22 protein-coding genes are annotated in these 22688 nt (G+C 41.2%); 16 read left to right on the top strand and 6 right to left on the bottom strand.

The genetic code is table 11. From position 1 onward, the window contains the following. The first annotated feature begins 195 nt into the window (after positions 1-195). Positions 196-666, top strand: coding sequence for a spore coat protein (locus DOT_RS25255; protein WP_009624441.1), 471 nt, complete (start codon positions 196-198; stop codon positions 664-666). 182 nt (positions 667-848) lie between these two features. On the opposite strand, the gene DOT_RS25250 is transcribed toward DOT_RS25255, so the two are convergent. Next, the gene (locus tag DOT_RS25250; protein ID WP_009624440.1) at positions 849-1040 is read right to left on the bottom strand and encodes a hypothetical protein; all 192 of its coding nucleotides are present in this window, start codon (positions 1038-1040) and stop codon (positions 849-851) included. Between the two features lie 349 nt (positions 1041-1389). Between DOT_RS25250 and DOT_RS25245 the strand changes: the two genes are divergently transcribed. The 10 genes from DOT_RS25245 (at position 1390) to DOT_RS25205 (ending at position 12502) form a co-directional block, all read left to right on the top strand. Next, entirely contained in the window at positions 1390-2766 is a 1377-nt protein-coding gene (locus DOT_RS25245) for an NAD(P)-dependent oxidoreductase (protein WP_009624439.1), read from the top strand. A gap of 89 nt (positions 2767-2855) precedes the next feature. Beyond that, on the top strand, positions 2856-4040 hold the full coding sequence (locus tag DOT_RS25240; protein WP_040413486.1) for an MFS transporter: 1185 nt from the start codon (positions 2856-2858) through the stop codon (positions 4038-4040). Positions 4041-4580: 540 nt separating this feature from the next. Beyond that, a complete protein-coding gene (locus tag DOT_RS25235; RefSeq protein WP_009624436.1) occupies positions 4581-5543 on the top strand; it encodes a cellulose binding domain-containing protein in 963 nt (320 codons plus the stop codon). Between the two features lie 58 nt (positions 5544-5601). Beyond that, the gene (locus tag DOT_RS31175) at positions 5602-5745 is read left to right on the top strand and encodes a hypothetical protein (RefSeq protein WP_009624435.1); all 144 of its coding nucleotides are present in this window, start codon (positions 5602-5604) and stop codon (positions 5743-5745) included. Between the two features lie 70 nt (positions 5746-5815). After that, positions 5816-6346, top strand: a complete 531-nt coding sequence (locus DOT_RS25230) for a hypothetical protein (RefSeq protein ID WP_040413495.1) — start codon at positions 5816-5818, stop codon at positions 6344-6346. A 172-nt stretch (positions 6347-6518) separates the two neighbouring features. Next, complete coding sequence (locus tag DOT_RS25225; protein ID WP_009624433.1) at positions 6519-7058, top strand: signal peptidase I; 540 nt, start codon at positions 6519-6521, stop codon at positions 7056-7058. Positions 7059-7083: 25 nt separating this feature from the next. After that, positions 7084-8049, top strand: coding sequence for a hypothetical protein (locus tag DOT_RS25220; RefSeq protein WP_139024306.1), 966 nt, complete (start codon positions 7084-7086; stop codon positions 8047-8049). Then, complete coding sequence (locus DOT_RS25215; protein ID WP_040413485.1) at positions 8039-9436, top strand: peptidase S24; 1398 nt, start codon at positions 8039-8041, stop codon at positions 9434-9436. The genes DOT_RS25220 and DOT_RS25215 overlap by 11 nt, the downstream gene beginning before the upstream one ends. 146 nt (positions 9437-9582) lie before the next feature. After that, on the top strand, positions 9583-10320 hold the full coding sequence (gene truA / locus DOT_RS25210) for a tRNA pseudouridine(38-40) synthase TruA (RefSeq protein ID WP_009624430.1): 738 nt from the start codon (positions 9583-9585) through the stop codon (positions 10318-10320). 265 nt (positions 10321-10585) lie between these two features. Then, positions 10586-12502 carry a cell wall-binding repeat-containing protein gene (locus DOT_RS25205; protein ID WP_009624429.1) on the top strand — a complete coding sequence of 639 codons (1917 nt, stop codon included), beginning with the start codon at positions 10586-10588 and terminating at the stop codon, positions 12500-12502. 280 nt (positions 12503-12782) lie between these two features. Here the strand turns inward: DOT_RS25205 and DOT_RS25200 are convergent, their stop codons facing one another. The 3 genes from DOT_RS25200 to DOT_RS25190 are packed head-to-tail and all read right to left on the bottom strand — an operon-like array spanning position 12783 to position 15488. Next, entirely contained in the window at positions 12783-14246 is a 1464-nt protein-coding gene (locus DOT_RS25200; protein WP_040413484.1) for a HAMP domain-containing sensor histidine kinase, read from the bottom strand. After that, positions 14236-14913 (bottom strand): response regulator transcription factor, encoded by a 678-nt coding sequence (locus DOT_RS25195; RefSeq protein ID WP_009624427.1) that lies wholly within the window; start codon positions 14911-14913, stop codon positions 14236-14238. Before DOT_RS25195 ends, DOT_RS25200 begins: the two co-directional genes overlap by 11 nt. Before the next feature lie 29 nt (positions 14914-14942). Continuing rightward, positions 14943-15488, bottom strand: a complete 546-nt coding sequence (locus tag DOT_RS25190) for a UBA/TS-N domain protein (RefSeq protein WP_009624426.1) — start codon at positions 15486-15488, stop codon at positions 14943-14945. 1262 nt (positions 15489-16750) lie between these two features. On the opposite strand from DOT_RS25190, the gene DOT_RS25180 reads away from it, so the two are divergent. The 5 genes from DOT_RS25180 (at position 16751) to DOT_RS25165 (ending at position 20781) form a co-directional block, all read left to right on the top strand. Beyond that, on the top strand, positions 16751-17308 hold the full coding sequence (locus tag DOT_RS25180) for a hypothetical protein (protein WP_009624423.1): 558 nt from the start codon (positions 16751-16753) through the stop codon (positions 17306-17308). 764 nt (positions 17309-18072) lie between these two features. Continuing rightward, a complete protein-coding gene (locus DOT_RS25175; RefSeq protein ID WP_083824296.1) occupies positions 18073-18264 on the top strand; it encodes a hypothetical protein in 192 nt (63 codons plus the stop codon). A gap of 45 nt (positions 18265-18309) precedes the next feature. Further along, positions 18310-18435, top strand: a complete 126-nt coding sequence (locus tag DOT_RS32580; RefSeq protein ID WP_009624421.1) for a hypothetical protein — start codon at positions 18310-18312, stop codon at positions 18433-18435. A 403-nt stretch (positions 18436-18838) separates the two neighbouring features. After that, positions 18839-19504: a response regulator transcription factor gene (locus tag DOT_RS25170; protein ID WP_009624419.1), complete on the top strand. Its 666-nt coding sequence runs from the start codon at positions 18839-18841 to the stop codon at positions 19502-19504. Positions 19505-19515: 11 nt separating this feature from the next. Next, the gene (locus DOT_RS25165; RefSeq protein WP_040413492.1) at positions 19516-20781 is read left to right on the top strand and encodes a HAMP domain-containing sensor histidine kinase; all 1266 of its coding nucleotides are present in this window, start codon (positions 19516-19518) and stop codon (positions 20779-20781) included. On the opposite strand, the gene DOT_RS25160 is transcribed toward DOT_RS25165, so the two are convergent. Then, positions 20738-21598 carry an RnfABCDGE type electron transport complex subunit D gene (locus DOT_RS25160; protein ID WP_009624417.1) on the bottom strand — a complete coding sequence of 287 codons (861 nt, stop codon included), beginning with the start codon at positions 21596-21598 and terminating at the stop codon, positions 20738-20740. The genes DOT_RS25165 and DOT_RS25160 overlap by 44 nt on opposite strands. After that, positions 21595-22524: an FAD:protein FMN transferase gene (locus DOT_RS25155; RefSeq protein ID WP_009624416.1), complete on the bottom strand. Its 930-nt coding sequence runs from the start codon at positions 22522-22524 to the stop codon at positions 21595-21597. Before DOT_RS25155 ends, DOT_RS25160 begins: the two co-directional genes overlap by 4 nt. Positions 22525-22688: the final 164 nt, after the last annotated feature.

Below are 22688 nucleotides of genomic sequence, written 5' to 3'. Positions count from 1 at the left end.
AAGCTTCAACCACCATAGCATAGCGATTTGTTCTTTCGGAATGATATGTTACATTATGATAATTTATGGATATTTTACGTTTAGATTAGCAGTGGTAGCGGCGAGTTAATGTAGATCATGCATAGCTTTAATTAGGATGGGGAATGATACGATCATGAAATGAGCCTACTACTATATCGAGAAAGGTGGTTCTCCATGATCAGTCAAAAAGAACGTTTGTTATTTCAAGATCAGAAAGAACATGAAGACATGTGTGTTCAGAAATACACAAAATATGCCAATGAAGCTCAGGATGCAGAGCTTAAACAATTGTTCACCACGCACGCTGCTCATGAAAAACAGCATTTCAATACATTAAACGAAATTTTGAATGGGCAAACGCCGGTCATGAGCGGACAAGGTCAACAGGCAACGACGGCCCAGAATCAAACACCCCAAAACCAACCCAATACAACGGGACTGACCGTAAACCCGAACGATGTTGCTTTGGCAAAAGATATGCTTGTGACTGAAAAGTACATTTCCGGTACGTATGATACGGTCATCTTTGAATGTCAGGACCACAATATTCGGCAAGCTCTCAACCATATTCAAAAAGAAGAACAGCAGCACGGTGAGGACCTTTTTAATTATCTTAATAGTAGAGGTGCTTATCCTATACAGTAAACATCTTATATTCTAAGATTACTTATGCTTATTCTCTCTCATAAAACAGCTAAGCCGTTGAATTAAAAACGGCTTAGCTGTTTTATCTTTATAACCAGATCATAAATTAGAACAATATCTCTAGAAGGCCAAAACAGCACTTAATGAGGTTTTCCAAGAACACTAGGGATGATGTATCTTTTCTATTCATCGATTACAGCTACTAGACCATAGCAACTGTTACACATCTTAATCTTTTCTCCATCAGGATGATCGGGATCCAGCCAGTCATTGGAATGCTTTGCTAACATTTCAGTGTCGCATCTTGCACATTTATAGGCTTCTATTTTTTCGGCGTTCTTGAATCTAAGCACTCCATTCTCATTATTAGTCATCTAATTATAGTCACCTTCTCCGTAATCTTAGTTACCAGCTCGATCGGTCGGTTTAAATTTGTATAACGGTAGTATTTAGAGGGCATCTATACATCCTAGCTTAAGGATTAAGAATTTCTGAGCGTATTTTTCTCATTTGTGCTGTACAATATACGGGTGATTTTAGGCTGATGGTGATTTTCTTGAAAAAGATCATTCATAAATAGGCAGTATGAAGTTAGTTTTGGTTTAAGCAGTGAAACATTATCAGCGTAATTGATGGAAAGACTAAAGACTAAAGAGTGAAGAAATTAGACTTAATTCATTAAATCTAGAGTTATCATTTATCCAGGAATAGGAGTGAGGGATTTTGCCGACTGACGAGAAAAATAATTATGATGACAAAGTCTTAACATTTGATGAAATTGATGAAGGATTTTCCATTAAGGAAGCTATTGTAGAGGCAAAACGCTGCCTTAATTGCCCTAAACCCCTTTGCCGAACAGGCTGTCCCATTGAAAATGAAATACCCAACTTCATTCAAGAGCTGGCCAAAGGAAATTTTGGTGGAGCAAGTTCTGTTATTGCCCGACGTAGTAACCTGCCTGCTATTTGCGGTCGGGTATGCCCTCGTGAAAAGCAATGTGAAGCTTCGTGTGTATTGAATAAAAAAGGGCAGGGAATTAAGATTGGAAAGCTCGAACGTTTCATTGCCGATTTTGACGCTGAAATGGACATAAGCCCTCTGATAAAAGAAAGTGGAACCAAAGGCCGAGTAGCAATCATCGGATCTGGGCCAGCAGGTTTGACGGTAGCGGGTGATCTGGCTAAGCTGAGCTTTGAGGTAACTGTTTTTGACGACCAAAGTGAGCCCGGTGGAGTTCTGATGTATGGTATTCCAGAGTTTCGCTTGAATAAAGAGGTGGTGCGGCGCGAAATTCGAAGGATTGAACGCCTCGGTGTTGTTTTCCGTACTAATCTCCTCGTAGGGCTGGATATAACCGTTGATGAGATGTTTCAAGAGGGTTATGATGCTGTATTTATCGGAACGGGGACGGCACTACCCAAGCGGCTTGAAATTCCTGGAAATGGCTTGTCCGGAGTCATTCAGGCTATGTATTTCCTTAGAATGGCCATGCTTGCCAATAGTGGAGAAGTAGACCCCTTGGAAGTGCCGATTCATGATGGTGATAAGGTCATCGTTGTTGGGGCGGGTAATGTGGCGATGGATGCAGCTCGTACAGCGCTAAGAGTAGGAGCGGCTGAGGTCACGGTAGTTTATCGAGGAACGGAACAGCGCATGACTGCTTTAAAATCTGAGTTTGAGGAGGCAAAGCAAGAAGGGGTTCAATTTAAATGGCATAGAAGTCCGATACGCTATATTGGCACCTGTCGACTAGAGGGGCTGGAATGCGAATACATGGAAAATACTCAGGAAGGCTCTGTGCGAGGGACTGGCCAGATAGAACAATTACCTGCCAATAAAGTGATCATTGCAATTGGCCAGCGTCCCGCTGCCCGTATAATCTCTACAACATCTGGAATCGAGGTTAATGAACAAGGGTACGTTATCACAAAAGTAAGACCTTATGGGATGACGACCCGTCGTGGTATATTCGCGGGTGGGGATGTCGTTCATGAACCAGCCACAGTGGTATTGGCTATGAAGGAAGCTAAAAAGGTTGCGGAAGGGATTGCTCAATATATCGAGGCCAAGAAGCTTATGGAAGAATGTGCAGATTCATAAGTGACAGTTCTAACAGTAAACATTATAATAATTCCTGCGGAATATTTTCGTTAGTGGCAAACTGTACAGCATGGTAAGGATGATGAGAATTGATTGATAAACAATATGAGTTACAAGAAATATCGAGTTCGCATGAGTTAAAGAGTTTCTCGAACTTTTTACTTTTGCTGGTTGCTACAATCTTTTTTACCAGTACGTATTACATTTTACTTCCTGTTTTGCCACTGTACTTAGAGAGTCTGGGTGGTAATTATATGCAAATTGGCTTCGTTATGGGAATATTTTCGATTAGTTCTCTGATATTACGCCCCATTAGTGGCAGTTTCACGGATCGTATGGGACGAAAAACTTTACTATATGCTTCTATTATTGTTTTTTTATGTACACCTCTTTTTTACATCCTGACACCTTCATTATTGTTGGCTAGTCTTACCCAAATATTCTATGGCTTTTCCGTTGGCGCATTTACAGTAGCTAGTACCACCATGGCGACGGATTTAACTCCTGACGAAAAAATTACACAATATGTGGGGATTTTTTCATTAGCCTTTGTTGCTGCTAAAGGCTTTGCGCCAGCCATTGGTAATTTACTGTTCATCAAGTACGGCTTTCACGGGGCTTTGTTATTTTCTTGGTTTGCGGGTTTGCTATCCTTATTGTTATTAATACCAGTCAAGGGACCTAGGTTTAGGTCTTCAAACCCAAATGTTCATTTTAGTAAAATGCTATTTGACTTTCGTGTTCAAATGCCCATGATTACTCTCTTTTGTGGCATGGTCACATTTGGTATCATATCTAATTGGCTTTCCACCTTTGCCACAAATCGAGGTATTGTCAATGTTAGCTTGTTCTTCTTTATAAACACAGCTTTTATGATCATTTCCCGATTGTTCACCGCTAAGATTACTATAAAGGGATTGCCAAGGTTGACGGTTTTGACCGGAGTGCTCATGATTGTTTCTATATGGCTTATTGCTGGAGTGACGCAAATGTGGCAATTAGCTTTGGTCGGAATTGTTTATGGGATAGGTTATGGAGCTTATTACCCAACCTTGACGTCTATTGTTGTGCTAAGTGTAGATAAGGAAGAGCGGGGTACGGCTCTAGGAATTTATACTACGGCCTTTGATTTAGGTGTAACCGCGGGATCTGTTTTAGGTGGTCTCTCTCATTATTTTGGTTTCGTTTATGTATTTTGGGGTATAACTATAATCCCTATTCTTGGATTGGTATATTTTTGGCATCAACACCGTAGGTTACAAGCGCTTGTCTAAAACAAGTGGTGTTTAATTCGACTTAACTGGATAAGCCTTGGAATACGTAAAGAAGCGGAAACGCTTCTTTTTTGTCGAAAGATAAATTTCTTCAAATCTATGATTTTAAGATAGAAGTGAAAGAGAAATGGAATGTAATTTATTGACAAACATAAAATAGAGTGTTTTTCGCTGTATTAGCGAATAGCTAATTGATCTAACGTGTATTAATAAAACCCTTCAAAAAAACATGTTCTATTAAACAGATGAGCTTAAGTAATATAAATATTTACTATAAGAGCGAAAGAAGATTGTTTCGTTTAGAAGTCAAACAGATAAAATAATGTTTCCTGTTATTAAAAGTATTTAATACTTGTTTTACCTAATGATGTTACGTTGAATAATAACCATAATTAAATGTAGATTGCTACAATTGGTTTAATATACAAATTGACTGCAGTGTTTTTCTCGTGTTATTATAGCAGAGCAACAGGAATTAGCGATAAAATTATAAATAACATTTAAATTGCCTTGATTATTATTAAATTATTGAGGTGAAATATGAAAAAAATTCTTTTCCTCTCAGCATTAGTTTTAATTATGTTGAGTTCGATTGTGGCAGGAACATTGGCTATGTATACTGTCTCCATTGACAACTTGGCTGAAGGCAGTGTCGTAGCTAAAGAGTTCATCTTTGTTGGAGAAGGCACGGATACGTTTCAGCAGGGATTAAAAATAGCGCCGTCTGAGACGACTCAGTGGCAGTTTAAGGTCAAAAACTATGAAAACAATATCGTGTCTGAAACCGATATGTACTACAAACTTACCTTTCATGTCCAAGCTTTGACAGGTAAACAAGCAATAGAACCTTTAAAAGTCACGCTCAAGGACTCAAACGGTAATGCCCTCAACAGTGTGACCGGCGTGGGAACCTTTGATCTATTGGGATCATTTCCTCTGGCAGTTAATGGCCAGGAACAGGATTATTTTGTCGAGATAAATTGGCCAGATGACGGGACCTCCGACATTAAGTATGCTGGCGGCAATTACGGAACAATGATCAATGTAGATGCTGTTGCTTCCCAGACGCCTTTTGCTGTCAATCCAGAAGACCCTTCCCAGGGGAAACAGCTCAGCGTTCGTTACGAGACAACAACTCCGTGGCAAAACGGACAAAGCGGTATTTATCAGTATAACTATAGAGTCACCATCACCAATAATTCCTCAGAACCTATCAACAATTGGAACATTGGCTTCTTCCTGCCCACAGACAAGCTGACTGGTGTCTGGAGTAATGCTCTGCTGGTTTCAACTTCGCCCTCAGGCTATTACAAATTCCTCAATCCTGCGTATAACAACCAAGCCACAGATAATATATTGCCGGGACAAAGCGTATCATTTGGTGGTCCAGCATTGGGTATGGGTACCGAGGCAATTCAAACAATCACTGTTGGCGGAAGCAATACCAGTGATATCAGCAACGTAGATTTAAGCTGTCAATTTGGCAAGGCATCCCTAAACTAAAAGGGTCCTGAGCTGGATTAAATAGATAATAACTAGATAAGATGAGGAGGGGGGAAAAATGAGGAAAAAGATTCTCTTGCTTCTTGCCTTAAGCGCCGTACTAGTTACTACTTTAACCGTGGGCACTCTTTCTAACTATACGAGTGTCACCAGTTTTGGCACAAGCATTTACCCTGATGTTCACAAGCTAAAGAACCGATAAACCGGATTTCTTAAACAATATATCGAATTTAACTAAAAATTTATTTAAAAATTGGAGGAAAAATAAAATGATGAAAAGAGTTCTTACGATTATTGCTCTTGTATTAATTTTTTCAACGTCCGTGATCGCCGGAACCTTGGCAATGTATACAACGACTATTGACAACGTTGCTGAAGGTAATGTTGTTGCCAAAGAATTTACCCTTGTAAAAGGCGGCACAGATACCTTCAGAACCGGTGTAAAATTAGCCCCGTCAGAAAATGTGGATTGGCAGTTCAGCGTGAAAAACTTTGACGGTGACGTCATAAGTGAGACGGCGATGGATTTAAATTTAGCGGTTGATGTTGTAGCAGAGAACGGCAAAAGTGTTATTGCGCCGCTGGAAGTGACCGTCAAAAATTCCGCTGGCGACGTCGTTGGTACAGTAACCTCAAGCGGTAAAATAGAATTTAACGATGAATTTGCGCTGAGCCCGGTCGGACAAGAAAAAACCTATACTGTATCTGTGAACTGGCCTAGTGATGATAACTCGGATATCAACTATGCAGGAGCAAATTATGGAACAGACGTTAAGGTGTCTGTTACCGGTACTCAGAAATAAAGGTAAATGAAATATATAACGTTTTTAAACAGGGCGCGAGTACCGTTAGGGACTCACGCCCTGTTTATTGTGTTAATGCGTAATACTCTGATTTTTTACATATCCACAGGACATAATAATACGAAGTCAATCGTATGTGGTATAACCGATTCCCTAAAAAGAAGGTTGAAGCATGACCCAAACAAAATATACGACACCGGAACAAATTGAGGCAATGCGCCAAGAGATCCTGCGGGAAAAAGAAAAAATAGCGGGAATATCCTCAGGAAAAGGCTCATCTAGAGGACAGTTGCCGCTCAGAAGACAGGTTAAGAAAATAGTCAGTGGGCTAATATTTTCATCTCTATGTTTACTGCTGGTGTCGTCGATTATTTCCATTCAGATTTCAAAGAGCAAGGGAGAAATTCCCAACGTCCTAGGTTTTCAGCTTTTTGCCGTAGAGTCTGGGAGTATGGAACCTACGTTGCAAGTCGGTGCAGTGATTGTTAGTCGGAAGCCTAAAGACCCGGAAAAACTTAAAGTAAATGACATTGTTACGTTCAGGACTTTATCCAATGCTCTTGTCACGCATCGGATTATCGAGGTTCTTAATGATAACGGCAGTAGCGCTTACCGTACAAAAGGGGACAACCCGATAAATTCGCCAGATCAGGATCTGCTCACGCCAAACAGGGTGGTTGGCGTATTTTTTGCCAAAATACCGTTAACCTAAAGCGGATTCAATGGGAGAAATAGATATGGAACATGTTCCTGAACGAGTTGTAGTGATGGAAGGCCTTTCATCAGTCGAACATTTTTTGGTCGGCGAAGAGAGACCTCGGCGAGTGCTGGACGACATCACTTTGTTGATCAAAAGAGCGGAAGCCTGGGGTATCAATGGAACGTCACTATTTGAAATCAAGCTGTTGCTGGAAATCATGGCCAACATCAGACCCTATGACAGAGGTAAATGTGTTTTGATCGAACGGGGCATGATGAGGCTTAAACGGGTGATCCTTAAGCATGTGTTTTATATAGGAAGCCCAAATATGCTTTATAACAATATGAATGTCCTGGAATTTCTGATGTTTGCTACTGCCAGGTTTAAGATCAATAGAGTGGTGCTGCAGGAACAGATCTTTGAATTAATTATATCGATCGGATTAGGCCACCTTTCCTTAATGCCCAACCAGATGTTGACCAAAGAAGAAAAAGCTGTGATTACCTTAATTGCAGCCGCCTACTCAGACAGTCTGATGATTGTATTTAATTTTCCTGAATACGTATGGGATGAAGTACTCATTAATGCTATCGCTAAAATTACCAGCTTTATCAGAGAGCGCGGAAAAACCCTAATGCTAGCCACTCAAAACTGCCTATTAATTGAAAAGGCTTGTTCCCATGCGGCAATCATGAAGGATGGGCGATTAATCTACAGCGGTACTGTGGAGAATTTCCGCTTGAAGTTTGATAGGGTGGAAGTGATTATCCAGGATAAGGCCGCTCACGCCATGACGGAGAAACTCGCCCTGCTACTGCCCGACTATAAGTTAGACTCCAAAGACGAAAGTCTGTTGATTAGTAGCAAAGATTCAGAAGCAAGCGACCATGGTGCAATATATAAAAAAATCGTAGAGTCTGGTTTTACGCCGGATTCGATGGAGATTAATCCTAAAACAGTGCAAAATGCCTATGAGGAGCTTATGCGGCAGGATGATTTATAAAAATAGCTATTTCAAAAAAGAACTTCGCCAAGCCTATATGGGAAATAAAATCAGTACTAATCGGAAAATAGGTTCGGCTCTTTTTCTGGGTCTGGTTTCGTTTGCCCTTTATTTTGTGTTTCAGACTCTACAGAAAAGCGTGCTTTCCGATGTTGTTCCCGAAATTATGCAGGCCAGTTACTTTTCCACAGTTTACCTGTATATTCACATAGCGGTTGTTTTTAACATTATCTATTTCATTGTCTATTATGACTATCTTTTTTTCTCGGAAATCAGAAAAAACTCTTGGTATCTCTTGATTCAAATGGGTTATCAACCGGTGATCATGTTCTTTTCTAAGTTTTTTGCCCTTATGTATTCTGTGTTGCTAATTTATAGTGTTGGTTTCGTGGTTACGATAATCCTCACCTTCTTTCTGAAATACACCTTTATTGTGTCCTATCTGCCAACTCTCTACCTTGTTGGGCTGGGAGACCTGCTCCTGATCACGATTATTTCCATGACATTTTCTCTCTACGCCAAAACTGTCATTAACGGCCGGTATTGGACTTTTTTTTCCGCCGTCCTAATTTTCGTGCTAAAAATAACGTTGGGAGAGTATGCAGTTATTTCCAACCGTGTGTTAATGCAGAACTTCTTTACTCTGTTTAATCTGAAGCTTTCGTTGTATTGGTTATTTGGGGTGGGGATTATGATAGTCTGCTGCCTAATATGCTTAGTTCAAAGCAAAAATCTCGCCAAGTACTATAACCTTCCTTCCGACGCAGCCATCACGCCGGCCAATATGATACTTGTAGAAATTGACTCAAAAACGGGCAAGCACAAATTGCTCGGCAGTAAGATCAAGGAGGGATGGCGCAGCAGAATCGTCGATACTGTGACCACCCTATTTCTGATTGTTTTTATCTGTGCCGCTTTGGCTTTCAATCTATTTGTTATTTTGATCAATGCGTCCACACCCGGACAAGAGGTCACCATACGTGGAGTAATCCCTTTCGTGTTTAGCACCAGTACTATGGAGCCAGAGATTATGATCAATGATCTGGCCTATTTTCAGAAGGTTGATGTCCAGTATCCGATCGAGAAAGGGCAAATCATACTTTTTGAACAGAATAACGTGCTCTATGTAGAACGAGTTATCAAGACCGGAAACCAATTAACCGTAGATATTGACAATTATCCCCCCATGTCCCAGATCGGAGCTATGAAGAAAACTGTAACGCGACCGGAAGTACACGGCATATACCGTGGGAGAAACCGCTGGCTGGGAGCGCTGATTCTTTTTGCCAATACGATTGTGGGTAGGCTGCTCTTTTTGCTAGTTCCTGCAGTGCTGCTGTTTTATCAGGGGAAAATTTATAAGTTCTTTAAAAAAGACAATCAATAAAACTGTCTTACTTCAATGTTTAGATACATCTCTTTATAATTATGTAGTATACTAACGTATGCTTGTTTGAATCCGATAGTGTTACAAGGCTGTACGCTAATGTTCGATGGATGCTAAGCAAAGAATGAATTATAAGGTGGAACGTAATGAGAAATTTAAAAATGACTATAGCATTTGACGGTTCTAAATATAAAGGATGGCAAAGACAAAAAGAAAATGATTTAACAATTCAAGGCAAAATAGAAGCCGTATTATCCAAAATGACAGGCGAAGATATTCAGATAGTGGGTTGTGGACGTACGGACTCAGGGGTACATGCTGAAAATTACATCGCCAATTTCCATACGAAATCGACTTTTAGTACTAACAGGATGTTGGATTATTTATACGAGTATTTGCCCGAGGATATAGGGGTTAAATCGATTGAAGATGTCGCTGAGAGATTCCATGCCCGATATAATGTGATATCGAAAACCTATGTCTACAGAATGAATACCAATAAATTCAGAGATGTTTTTAACAGAAAATATGCATATCACTTGGCGGAGAAACTTAATCTCGTCGAAATGAGAAAGGCTTCAGAGGTTTTAATTGGCACTCATGATTTTCAAAGTTATACGAACTCAAGAAATAGTGACAAATCGACGATTAGAACGATCAATTATATCAATATTATTGAAAAGGAAGGACATCTAGCAATAGAGGTCAATGGAAATGGATTTTTGTGGAATATGGTAAGAATCATTGTTGGGACACTTATTGAAGTCGGTAAAGGTAATCTTAAGCCAGTGGATGTTGAAAAGATATTAGATAAAAAGAAACGCTGGGAAGCGGGGCCGTTAGCTCAAGCAAAAGGCCTATACTTAAAAGATGTTCAATATTAAATTATACTCCTCATTATCGAAATCTCCTCTTGTTTCAATTATACAAGAGGAGATTTTACTCATCCTGGCACTTATAATTTAATTAAAATTTTGTAAAAAGGAAAATGTATTTCGCTAACGAATAACCTAATGTAGGACAACATAGGACGATAATGACATTTGCGCAAACAAAGTCGCAGTATGTTTAGCGATTAACCTATGCTAAATCACTTGAAATATTAGTGATCGAGAAGAGAGCCAAGACGAGAGGAGAAAAATTCACTAGATGAAAACGAAAAAAATCTTAGCATCTTTAGCTATAGCAGGTATGACTCTGACGGTGCTTCCTTTAAAGGCATTTGCTGCAGAGACAGTTCCGACTCGCTTAGCTGGTACAACGGCGGAACAAACCGCTATAAAAATTGCCGATCAAACAGGCTGGACAGGAACCGCGATTCTTGCTTCCTCAGCTTCCTATGGTATGGTTGATGCCCTGACATCCGGCCCGCTTGCTGCCTACCTTAAAGCGCCTATCCTTCTGACCGGACCTGGAAAAGCCCTTGACCCTGCTACCAAAGAAGAACTTGTTAAACTTGCGGTTACGAAAGTATATGTGACCAGCGGAACTGCTGTAATTAGTCAAGGTGTCCTCGATGAATTAAACGCTATGAAAATTACGGTTCTACCCCTCGGTGGAGTTGATCGTATTGAAACATCCGTGAACATTGCTAAACAAATGGTTACCCTCGGCACCCCAGTGACTAAAGTTGCTGTTGCTTATGGTTGGCTGATCCAAGATGCGCTCTCGATAGCGTCTATTGCTTCCCAGGCGAGTGAACCAATTCTTTTAACGAACCCCACTGGACTTTCTGCTGGTGCACAAGCATTTTTGGAAGCCAACTCAGGTATAGCAGCCTCGGATGTTATAGGGGGAACAGGCGTCATTCGTGATTCTGTATTAGCTCAACTCCCAACACCAACGCGCCACTACGGAGTCACAGCGTATGATACGAATGATCAAGTTATTAAAGACTTCACCACCTCCCTCGAATTTGAACAGGTATACTTGGCTAATGGTGTAACGGGCATTGATGCACTCTCTGGTGCACCACTTGCCGCTCAAACTAAGTCGGCAATTGTTCTCACCGATGGTGTTGCGTCTCCTAAAGCAGGTGCCTTCGTGAAAAGCAAAATGTCCGCCACCAGTGTTGTTACAGCACTAGGTGGTGAAGCGGTAGTTACAGAGAGCCAGCGCAATCTTGGTGTCGAAGTTGATACAAGCGTTCAAACTGCAATGATTGGTCAGAAAATAGAGGATATGGCCAATAAATATGATATTCCGCCTGTGCTCCTCAAAGCTCTGGCCTGGATGGAGAGCGGTTGGAAGCAATACAAACTGGATCCTGCGACTGGGCTGCCTTTACCAGATCAACCGTTTGTATCAAGCGATGGTGGTATTGGAATTATGCAAATCTCTCCAGTGAATTATCCGGAATATGATGTGGAGAAACTGAAAAGCGATCTGGATTATAACCTTGAAGCGGGTTGCCAAATCCTTAACAATAAGTGGCGAGCTTACCCCAAGATTGGAGACGGAAATCGCAATGTCTTGGAAAACTGGTATTTTGCCGTATGGGGCTATAATGCTTGGACTGAGCAGAATAACCCAAATTATTTTACGGGTGAAGATGCCTATCAAGATAAGGTATTTGGTCTGATGGGACAGAAGTACAACAGCGCAATTACGTTTGCCCCGGGGGCCACAAAACTTTTGAAGTCTCTTCTGCCTGCTGAAAATCCTCCCAACCTCTCCAGTTGCTGGAGCACTCCGACCCCTGTGCATACAGGGGATCTGGCGTTCGATCCCGAATCGTTGATTACTAACGGAGATTACTGGTACGGCTTTCACATTGATCTAGAACCTAGAGGCGATTATTATGTGCAAGGCTTAGGATTTTATATTACGGATTATAAAAGTTCAGCGATCACGGCTGAAGATAAGACGATTGTCTCGCAGAAAATCCTAAGTTCCTATGGCAAACTCTTAGATGAAGCAGATGCTTTAGTCCTGGAGGATAATGCTACTTCGTACGCTACTGCCGCAAAATACTACTGGACCGTTCTACAAGGGCCGAGCTTGGATCCCGCGATCACGGATCAAGCTAGAACGGGCTATCAGAGTGCGTTAGCTAAGCAATCTTAGAAATCAGGGAAATCACTCTCTGAAACAAAAGGAAGGGCTCTGAAGATGGTTATCTTCGGAGCCCTTTTCGGGTGTCATTTTGACATTAAACGAAGGATCGTTTTCGAACTCCTGACAAGCGGTAATAATCTTAATCTGACCCGCAGGATGATGAGGTATTCATCTGCTTAACACTGAGCGGCTATTGCAAAATAAAATTTGCATCGGCAAATGCACAAACCAAAAGCCCCTCAATTATTTGAGCTTATCATCAGATGTCGCGGGAGTATGAATGCAAGCACTATGCTTCAGGTGCGGTGGGGAGCAAAAGAGAAATTCTAGTGCCGATGTCCTGCCGGCTTAAGACCTCTATGTGCCCGCCATGTCGCTCTGTGATCCATTTTGCTATGGATAAGCCCAGCCCGGTCCCACCTGTAGCTCTGGCGCGAGATTCGTCGGCGCGGAAGAATCGGTCAAAAATCTGAGGAACTGCCTCGGGAGCGATTCCAATACCTTCATCCTGTACGGTCAGCCGGGCATTGCCGTCTGCCCTAGAAACAGAAATGGTGATCTGTTTACCCAAGGGAGTGTATTTCAGGGCATTATCAATCAGGATCCGTGTCGCTTGTTTGATGAGGCCTTTATCTGCTTTAATGAAAACGGTTGCAACCTGCGAATCGTATTCGTGTCCACCGTCAATCATCTGAGTTTCTCGCAGCACTTCTAGGGCAAGAGCGGACAATTCAAAACGCTCTATTTGCAGAGGCATGGTGTTATTATCCCCCCGTGCCAGGAACAAAAGCTGTTCCACCAGCCCCTTCATATTCTCTGTTTCATCTTTGATGGCATCGATCGACTCTTGCAGTGTCTTTTCATCGTTCTTACCCCAGCGATCCAACAGATTTGCATACCCTTGAATAACCGAAATCGGTGTCCTTAGCTCATGAGACGCGTCCGACACAAAGCGCACCTGAGAACGGTAGGATTCGTTGATTCGGTCCAGCATTCCGTTTATCGCAGAAGCCAGGGTTTTCAATTCGCTTTGCGTATCACCTAGGGAAATTCTTGTATCCAGCCTTGTGGCGTTGATGTCGTCCAACTTGTCTGCCAGAACTTCCAGTTGTTGCGGAGTAAAGACGCCGCTGGAATTCAAATTTTGCGCCGCTTCAGCTAAGTCTTGAATAGGGCGGAGAGTATTGCGGATCATTCGTACGCCTGTGGAAATACTGCGCAATAACATTAAAAGCTCTAGAATCAATACCAGGGCAACCATCACTACGAATACCAAAAGAGTCTTCCCAGGGCGGAGGGAAATACGATAAGATCGATTGTTGTCTTCGATCGTTACATTGTAAGTGACATCCTTAATTTGTTCCCAAGCGGTCAAGCCTTCTGCCTCAGGTAGGTTGATGCTCCTGATACCGGACGCCGTTAGTGGGGACAGGTCTTTCTGGAAGGGTGTGGGTATCTGAAATCCTATCGGGTCTTCCGTTGGCAACGAAATGCTGCAATCAGAAAGTGCAAGCCATCTTTCTGTATCCGGGGTAGGCAGTCCTGTTTTATGTAGAATTTCGGCTGCTGCCGCTACATTCTGCTCCAAGCGTACAACAAGTCCAGTCGCGGCCCCTAGGCCTAGAAGTACGTCAAGGACTAAAAAAAGCCCTAGCATACGAAAAAATAGTTTTAGATTGAGCTTCCATACAATAGAAAAGCGTATTCTATCTCCGATTCGGCTCTGCGGGCTGTTTAACGGCTCATCGTTCATCCTTAATCACATATCCCACTCCTCTTACTGTGTGAATTAGTTTAATATCAAACACTTCGTCAATTTTTCCACGCAGAAAACGAACATAGACATCGACTGCGTTAGTCTCTCCGGTAAAATCAAAACCCCAGACATTCTCAAGCAGTGCTTCCCTGGAAATGACGATTCCTTTATTTCTTAGCAAAAAGTGAAGAAGGTCAAATTCGCGTTTTGTCAGATCAATGGGTTTGCCCATCATAGTAACCATACGCCGACCCGTGTCCAGAATCAGACCTGAGGCTGATAGCACCCCCGAGTCTTCCGGCATAGTTTTTCTGAGGGCAGAGCGGATTCGGGCGAGAAGCTCCTCAATGGCAAAAGGCTTGGTGATATAATCGCTTGCCCCGCTGTCAAGTCCGGAGACCTTATCGATCACGCTGTCTCGCGCGGTTAACATGATGATGGGAACTGAGGACGTGCGGCGGATTCTGCGAAGTACTTCCATGCCGCTTAACTGAGGCAGCATAATATCCAGCAAAACGAGGTCGAACTCGCCGGTTTCGGCGAGTTCAAGTCCTGTCCGGCCATCAAAGGCCTTTGTTGTGGTATAACCTTCATAGCCCAGCTCAAGCTCAACAAATCGGGCAATTTTTTCTTCGTCTTCAATAATCAATATTTTCGAACTCATGGCAAGTCCCACCATTCCCAATATTTCTCTTAGATATTTATGGATTTCTTAAGGTTTTCAGCGGCATCGGCTGCGCTATTCATAGCATCATTGACCGTATTGTTGCTGAAATCGGGTCCATTAAAGCGATAACGGAAGCCAAAGAACAGTCCGATAATGATCAGTGGAATCGTAACCCAAAACGCGAATATAAGCAGCAAGCCAAGGACAGTGACTGGAAAAGAGGCCTTGATTTCCTCGCCTTTGAGCACTTCAAAGGTATTAATATTACCCTTGCGGAGCATTTTTAAACAAAATTTACCGATGTCTTTTATAATAGTAATAATAGTTTTTCCTTTGTGACAGTTATGATGCTGCTCCCTACCATTTTCTTTGTAGGCCACGGCACTGGTGTCAATAATTTTTTCGCTGCTATAATAGCCGCTTCCGGTCGGTGCGTGTATCTTACCTTGCTTCTCCAGATAAATAATGGCTTCAAGCAAATCACCATTTGCCGCATCAAGGGCAGCCTTGGCTTCTTCGAAACTTATATTGGCCATTGCACAGAGTTTTTCCACTTGTTCTACGATTGTCATAATAATGTCCCCCTTGTTTTTTAGGATTTCGCTTGCGTAAAAAACTAATCACAGTTTTTGTGTTTTTTTGTCCGCAATTGAGTATGAGTAAATTGTATCCTGAAAAACTTCAAGGACGATTTGACTAAAATTAAAATTCGATTAAAAAATTAAAATTAGAAATTGCATTATCCTATAGCCGATTTCTTTCTTTTTCGGTAAAAATACTTCTAAACTTTCAGGTTTCTCTCTATCAATTTCCACAAAATAACCTTTTTCTACTATATCATTCTCGCAGGCATATCTATAGAGTTGCCTAAATAAAAGCTGGATATTACTTAATGACTCCATCCCGTTTTCACAATTGTCAAGGACCACTTGCGAGTGGTCCTTTTTAAGTCTACAGATATCATTGTATGAAGTGATTTTGCTTCCTTGTAAGAAGCAGTGATGTTCATTTTTTAAGTACTAAAGGTAACGATACCCCAGTGGGTAACAGAAAACATCCACTGGGGCATAAAGTAAATCTGGATGATGACATTTTGATCTGAATCTCAACAGGTAGGCTATGAAGCCGCTAGTGGTTAATACGTGGAATACTTGCGGTGGGTGATGGACTTTTGCATTTTGGACAGACATAAGCAGGACATTTAGCTGCTGAAATAAGGTCCATTTTTAAGGTATCCGCTGTACATTTGATCCACTTACTTAAGTGGTCCATGCACTTGCAATTGGGGCAACGCAATAACACTGTCGCTTCACCACCTTAGGGCAGTCTATGAGTGGAAGAGGACAAGTGTTACTGAAAAGGGAGGAAGCAAGATCAAGATGGGTTATGAAAAATGTCGCTCCAAGTCTTGAAGGGTATTATCAGAAAACTGAATATAACAAAGTCTGAAGCATTGAGTATCTTCGTTTACGTATTAGCTGGGTCTACGTCCTAAGATAATAGCGGAAATAACCATAATAATGGCAATACCTAAGTAAACGATCACAACCGTTTTCTCCATATAATTCTCTCCTCTCTCAAAGGTGTTTGTTTATATGGTTATTCTACCAAGGGGAAGCGGAGACCTTTTGAATCGATAAAAGAGGACTTTTGGATAGCTGGAGAAATCAAGATGGCTGTCAGAGATAACGTAGCGTGAATCCTTAGATTAATTGTGCTCACGTCCGGCGGGAGCATTTTTGTTCATATCGACTGTTTATGACAAGTTTTACTTAAGGTGTATGTAATAATTAGGCCAAGAAAGGGTATAGTGGCCGTTTGAGGGAGTAGAGATTTGAGAAAGATACTACTAATTTTCTCCATAATAATAGCAATGTTAATTTGCGGCAGTTGTGGTTTGTTCACCGAAAAGGATAAGACTATGGATATTTCGGATTACAGTGAATATCTTGGAAATGAAGGGAAGCATCGCAATGAAATATTCCCTCAAAGCATCCCGAGTTCGGCGAATATAGAAGACTTTTGTTATTATTACTATAATCCATGGGACCCAAACTATGTTGTATATCTTATATATTCATGTAATGCGGAAGATTATAAAAAGGAAACCGAGAGATTGGAAAATTTGAATTCCTCAGTGGATTATCTAATATATGATGCAACAGGATTTGATTATCCAGTATGTTCAGTTTTGGCTAACAGAGATAGTGGTTATGTTTATGCTTTAGCTGACAAGGAGAACAGAAGATTGATATATGTTGAAATTACTTTTTGTAACTATTTCAGTGACATTAACTATGAAGACATAATTGATAAAGAATATCTTCCGAAAAATTTCAGTGCAAAACCAGGAAATTTGACCCGACAGGCATATGAGAATGGCAATCTGTAATTTATAGATTTGATTATCCTAGCTAGAAGAAGGTTGCTCCTGTGGAGCAGCCTTCTTTCCGCATTCACTATGAGACACAAGGAGTAAAATAAAGGTAATTTCATTTAGCCTTTATGTTGTGAATTAATATGGTTAGTTAGTTGGGTATCCCAAATCTTGGACAAAGTTTGCAGGGTAACTGGAAGTTTATTACTAAGTCAATTGTTAAGTTTGTATGAAACGGTCGCCACATCCGATTGTAATTCTTACCCCAAAAGCTTTTGTACGCTAGACACTTCTATTAGATAAGCTAGGAAGTGAGGCCATTTGACATTTAAGACCGAGTAAGTACCCGCAGTGGTTTTTTGGGAAGATGTAGCATAAGTATAACAATGGGCTCAGCTTAATAAGGCCCTTTTTTTCTTTTAAGAAAGGCTCCGGATCTAAAATGAATTATGGGTAAGCGAGAGGGAAAGGAGGATGAGAAAAGTGCTCGACACCAATGTAATAGTGAATTCTATAATTAAAGGGGTGTTGCTTGGGGCAAGGTTGATTGTCTCATATACTCCTTGGTGGCTCTGGATGATTATCTTTTTGTTAGGAGTACTTAAGGTTACGAGTAAGAAGCGATCAAGGGGGTAGATAGATAATACTATTGACATAAGCGATAAGGAGGTTGGTTATTCTAAATATTTAAACATTATATTAAGAAGTTGATAATGATTATAATTAGCTGTATAATAATGGAGCAAAATTTATTTAACACAAGTAAGGAGAAAAAAGCAATGAGTATCTATACTAACATGAACTCTAAAACACTCAAGGTGCATCGCAACAAATTTAAACGTGTAGCAGAAAGCATGAGGAATGGCATTTTTAAACATGATGGTGTGAGCAGCCAATTTAACGATGAGGTTAACAAATCCGTCCATAATATGATTTTAGAACTAGAGAATGAAATAAACTCCAGAAATTAAATCGCTCGATTTATTTCGTTAAATACATTGGAGGCAATATGGCATTTGCGTCCTGATCTTGCTGCGATTGCTGAACTTAGCCGTGAGGCAAAGGTAACGGGTATTCAAGTATTCACGACTGAAACCGAAGACTCTCAGTGTGATTTTCACGTTCGCACTTTCTTACCTTAGCAAAACATATTTTATGTGTTGTTACTTACTTCCGAGATAAGAAGAGAATACTCTCACATTGAAAGGAAACCCTGCAGTGTTTAAAAATGGCACTACAGGGTTTTGGTTTGTCCATACCACTTAACCTTACCCCCTCAGATACCATGGCTGGAATTTGGGCAATACAAATAGAATACTGCATGTTTGTCGAGTTGAACAGTCTTCAGGTAAGGAATTGTATGTAAAAGGGTGTGAGGTCGAATATTTGCTTATGGATTCCGTGAAACTACTAACTAACGGACAGGTTATTAGTAATTGATGTAGAATAATGGATAGTGCGATGTCCTTTTTGAATGCAGATAGATTAAATATTTGTCTTCGTCTAAGAAAAATAGAAGTACCAGCAGCTTGAAAGGAACAAGTTATGAAAATATTAGTGGTTGAAGACGATCAGCCTTTATTGAAAACACTCATCTCGATCCTGAAAGAAGAATTTTATGAGGTGGAGTTTGCCATCGATGGCGATAATGGATTATTCCTCGCTGAACGAAATATTTATGATTTACTTATTTTTGATATAATGCTACCGCATAAAAGTGGGCTGTTGATCGTAAAAGAATTGCGAAGCAAAGAAATTCATACCCCGATTCTTCTTTTAACGGCCAAAGATAGTGTGCAGGACCGAGTTAATGGGTTAGATGTGGGAGCAGACGACTATCTAGTGAAGCCGTTTGCAGTCGAAGAATTGTTGGCCAGAGTTAGGGCACTTTTACGGCGTAATAGACCAGTAGATGAAGACGAACTTAGATATGGACCCATCTCGCTTCGCTCCAGTGAGCATGAGGGATTTGTTGATGGAAAACCGCTAAAACTTACGATCAAGGAATATGAACTGTTAGAATACCTTTTATATAATCGTGAACAAATATTGACTCGTGAACAAATTTTTGACCGAGTTTGGGGATTGGATTCCGAAGCTGCAATATCAATGGTCGATGTTTACGTGCACTTCTTGCGCAAGAAGTTGTCGCAATGTGCAGAATATGTCCGCACGATTCGGGGAGTAGGCTACGTCTTCAGAAGGGAGTAGATCCTGTGGGCATGTTTCAAAAAACTCGGATTCGTCTGGTTACCTTGAATTCTATAATCATGTTATTCGTGCTTATTAGCTTAGGGTTGACGATCTATTTTTATACTGAATATCGGTTGTATGTAGAACTTGATAACACTTTGATCCAAACAGCAGAGAATCAACAGAGCGATCAATTTGAGGATTTTTCGAATAAATCAACGGGCGAAAGAGAAGAAGTGCGTCGCAATATTCTACTTTTATGGGACCCCAACCAACAGTTGTTGGCAAAAGCACCTGAAGAAGCTTTCAACATGATGGGAATAGAACAGTTTAAGGCCTCTTTAAGTAGTGAGGGTGTTAAAACTCTAGCAATACAGGATCACTTTTATCGTGTTCTAACCGTCTCTGTGAAAAAAGCTGGGCTTCCTGAATCTCTAAAATCGGCGAGCGTTTTGCAGGTCATCCAAAACATAGAACCAGAAAGGAATATGCTGAATAGCTTATTCCTTGTTCTTCTTATGGGTGGTCTGGTTGGAGTGGGGGTTTCCTTGCTAATGGGTTGTTTCTTGGCGCAGAAAGCGCTTGTTCCCATCAAGAATTCTTGGCATAAACAACAGACATTTGTAGCGAACGCCTCTCATGAATTGCGAACACCCTTGACGGTTGTACAAGCTAATCTTGAATTGTTGTACCGTCATCCTGAAAAGACCATTGAGGAAGAAAGTGAAAAGATCAGTTTCGCACTTAACGAAGCCAAAAGAATGACTAAATTAGTGGCGGAGCTTTTAACCTTAGCTCGTTCCGGTTCCGTTGAACCCGAATTTTCCTTTAAATACTTTACTTTTGACATAATGCTCAATGAGGTGGTCGAGCAATTTCGCTGGTTAGCGCAATCGAAAAATATTGAGTTAAGCGTTAGTGCGGATGAGAAAATCAACGTTATGGGTGATCCGGATCGACTGCGCCAGCTGCTCGTTATCTTATTAGATAATGCCGTGAAATATACTCCAGTTGACGGCAAGATTAACGTTTTATGTCGACAGCAAAGGCAACGCGTGGAAATCATTATAGAAGATACGGGGATAGGAATCACTGAAGAAGATTTACCGTATATATTTGACCGCTTTTTCAGGGCGGATAAGTCACGAACTCGTTCCGAGAGTGGAAGTGGTTTGGGCTTGTCCATTGCAAAGTGGATTATTGAAGGACACTCGGGTATTATACGGGCTGAAAGCAAACCAGGGCAAGGAACTAAACTTTATTTTCAAGTCCCCTTGAAGCAAAAAACACTTTAGCCATGTATACTCGCAGGACATTCCATACATTAGCAAGTAGTAGCCCGATCAGTAGATAGGACAGTCCACCAAAAATAATGTAAATAATGATGGACGCAAGGGCTGTAATGATACCAAACCAAATTTGGTCTTTGTACTTTCCAGGAGAAGTTGGAGGGTCCGTTACCATGAAAAAGGCTAGAAATAAAGCACAATTTATAAAAGGAATGCGAAGAGCATCGCCTGCTTGACTAATGCCGAAAAAACCCATGATCAGTAACAAGGCAAAATAGCCACCTAAAAAGACTAAGACTTGAGGGAACTTGTTAACCCGCTCTGTTACGAGGAAGCCTCCAATGAGCAAGAAAGCAACTGTCCAAACCGAGAGTTCAGGAAAGGCTCCCCACCAGCTTTGTTCACTTGAGAATAAGAAAATGGCAACTAATAGTCCGAATGCCGCGGGGTTAAAGATAGGCTTCTTATTGACATTAAACAAATGTTTGGAACTAAGTGCGATGACTGTGGTTACTGCGACAATGTGCCAGGGAGTCGTTGAATCTAAAACAAGCGCAATGATCAGCCCGGTAATAACACCTCCATCAGAGAATAACTTTTTTCTGCTTTGGAACCTAAAGATTATCCCATCGAAAAGGATTGCCGTTATCGCGGCTACTCCAACATTTAAAATTCCCTTGAGGTCGGCTGAGTTCGTCCCAGCAATCGCAGAGATAATGAGCAGGACGATCAGAACGTAGGTCTTTGGGGTAAGAAAAATACGGCCGGAAGAAGTATCGACAGGATTAACTTTATTGTTGATTACGGTGGTATTGAAAGTCATAACAGGTACCGCCTCATTTCTTTCGTCAAAAACATTTCTAAGGTAGGGGTTATTAAAAGGCCGCCAAGTCCGGCGAGTTCAAGTTGTTGCAACCCTTTCTCTCTTCCTAAAATAAAAGCCGCTGTTGAAAAGGCATCGGCAAGCATGGTGAAAGGAGCAATCACAGTACAACTTAATATATCGGACATGGGAATCTTGGAGTGGGGATTAATAAGATGGTGGGTATCTTTCCTGATAGGACTAACGCGTTCGTAGCTGCCAGAAGTACAAACTGCCATATTGGTGAGTTGAAGGGAGCGGATGATTTCATCGTTTTTGCTCGGATGACGAATGCCAATCCGCCAAGGTTCATCATAGTCATTCATCCCACCGGTAAAAATATCGCCGCCCGCGTCGATTAAAAATCCCTCAAATTGAGCTAAATCTTTGACTGCCAAATCGACAGCCAAACCTTTAGCTACAGCTCCTAAATCAAGGATCAATGGTTTTTTCAGAAGGATCTTTTGCTCTTCATTATTCAATTCAATATCAAGATAGCTGATAGAGGTATCTGCGTTGGTTGTTGGAATTGTTTTGTATCCTGTCAGGTAATTACAATTAAAACCGTACATCGCTAAGGTATTACCTATTGTTGGATCAAAGGCTCCCTCGGTAAAATCGGCGACTTCCCATGCAAAGCGAACTGCTTCAAAAAGGAGAGGGCTGACTGGGACCGCAATACCGACTTGTGTAGAAAGGTGGCTGATTTCACTTTGGCTATTGAACCGACTACACACACATTCTACGTGGTGAAAGGCTGCGAAGGCCCGTTCCATACTTTCTTCGATTTTCGATTTTCCTCGGGAAGTTACGATTTTAATGCTAACCATTGTATCCATAAATAGTTGGGATTTTACAAAGCTTTCTTTAGCGTTACACGTTCTCATGAGCAATAATACTCCCTTTACTTAGATGTCAGAAGTCGGTGGCAAATACCGATTGTACTGGATTATTAATCTAATCAAACGTCAAATGAAGCTTAATTAGTGCTTCATTTGACGTTTCGTGAGTAATTATATTCGCGCTTGGTCCAAAGCTTCTTGGACGGCCG

Origin of the sequence: Desulfosporosinus sp. OT, assembly GCF_000224515.1 — a bacterium.
Classification (GTDB): domain Bacteria; phylum Bacillota; class Desulfitobacteriia; order Desulfitobacteriales; family Desulfitobacteriaceae; genus Desulfosporosinus.
This window is presented reverse-complemented; position numbering and strand designations above follow the sequence as displayed.

Bases quoted from the DNA above. Each gene is read 5' to 3' on its own strand.
- DOT_RS25160 (WP_009624417.1), bottom strand. From the start codon at position 21,598: ATGACTTTCAATACCACCGTAATCAACAATAAAGTTAATCCTGTCGAT.
- DOT_RS25215 (WP_040413485.1), top strand. From the start codon at position 8,039: ATGATTTATAAAAATAGCTATTTCAAAAAAGAACTTCGCCAAGCCTAT.
- DOT_RS31175 (WP_009624435.1), top strand. From the start codon at position 5,602: ATGAGGAAAAAGATTCTCTTGCTTCTTGCCTTAAGCGCCGTACTAGTT.
- truA (WP_009624430.1), top strand. From the start codon at position 9,583: ATGAGAAATTTAAAAATGACTATAGCATTTGACGGTTCTAAATATAAA.
- DOT_RS25170 (WP_009624419.1), top strand. From the start codon at position 18,839: ATGAAAATATTAGTGGTTGAAGACGATCAGCCTTTATTGAAAACACTC.
- DOT_RS25165 (WP_040413492.1), top strand. From the start codon at position 19,516: ATGTTTCAAAAAACTCGGATTCGTCTGGTTACCTTGAATTCTATAATC.
- DOT_RS25230 (WP_040413495.1), top strand. From the start codon at position 5,816: ATGAAAAGAGTTCTTACGATTATTGCTCTTGTATTAATTTTTTCAACG.
- DOT_RS25255 (WP_009624441.1), top strand. From the start codon at position 196: ATGATCAGTCAAAAAGAACGTTTGTTATTTCAAGATCAGAAAGAACAT.
- DOT_RS25250 (WP_009624440.1), bottom strand. From the start codon at position 1,040: ATGACTAATAATGAGAATGGAGTGCTTAGATTCAAGAACGCCGAAAAA.
- DOT_RS25200 (WP_040413484.1), bottom strand. From the start codon at position 14,246: ATGAACGATGAGCCGTTAAACAGCCCGCAGAGCCGAATCGGAGATAGA.
- DOT_RS25195 (WP_009624427.1), bottom strand. From the start codon at position 14,913: ATGAGTTCGAAAATATTGATTATTGAAGACGAAGAAAAAATTGCCCGA.
- DOT_RS25235 (WP_009624436.1), top strand. From the start codon at position 4,581: ATGAAAAAAATTCTTTTCCTCTCAGCATTAGTTTTAATTATGTTGAGT.
- DOT_RS25190 (WP_009624426.1), bottom strand. From the start codon at position 15,488: ATGACAATCGTAGAACAAGTGGAAAAACTCTGTGCAATGGCCAATATA.
- DOT_RS25220 (WP_139024306.1), top strand. From the start codon at position 7,084: ATGGAACATGTTCCTGAACGAGTTGTAGTGATGGAAGGCCTTTCATCA.
- DOT_RS25175 (WP_083824296.1), top strand. From the start codon at position 18,073: ATGAGTATCTATACTAACATGAACTCTAAAACACTCAAGGTGCATCGC.
- DOT_RS25155 (WP_009624416.1), bottom strand. From the start codon at position 22,524: ATGAGAACGTGTAACGCTAAAGAAAGCTTTGTAAAATCCCAACTATTT.
- DOT_RS25225 (WP_009624433.1), top strand. From the start codon at position 6,519: ATGACCCAAACAAAATATACGACACCGGAACAAATTGAGGCAATGCGC.
- DOT_RS25205 (WP_009624429.1), top strand. From the start codon at position 10,586: ATGAAAACGAAAAAAATCTTAGCATCTTTAGCTATAGCAGGTATGACT.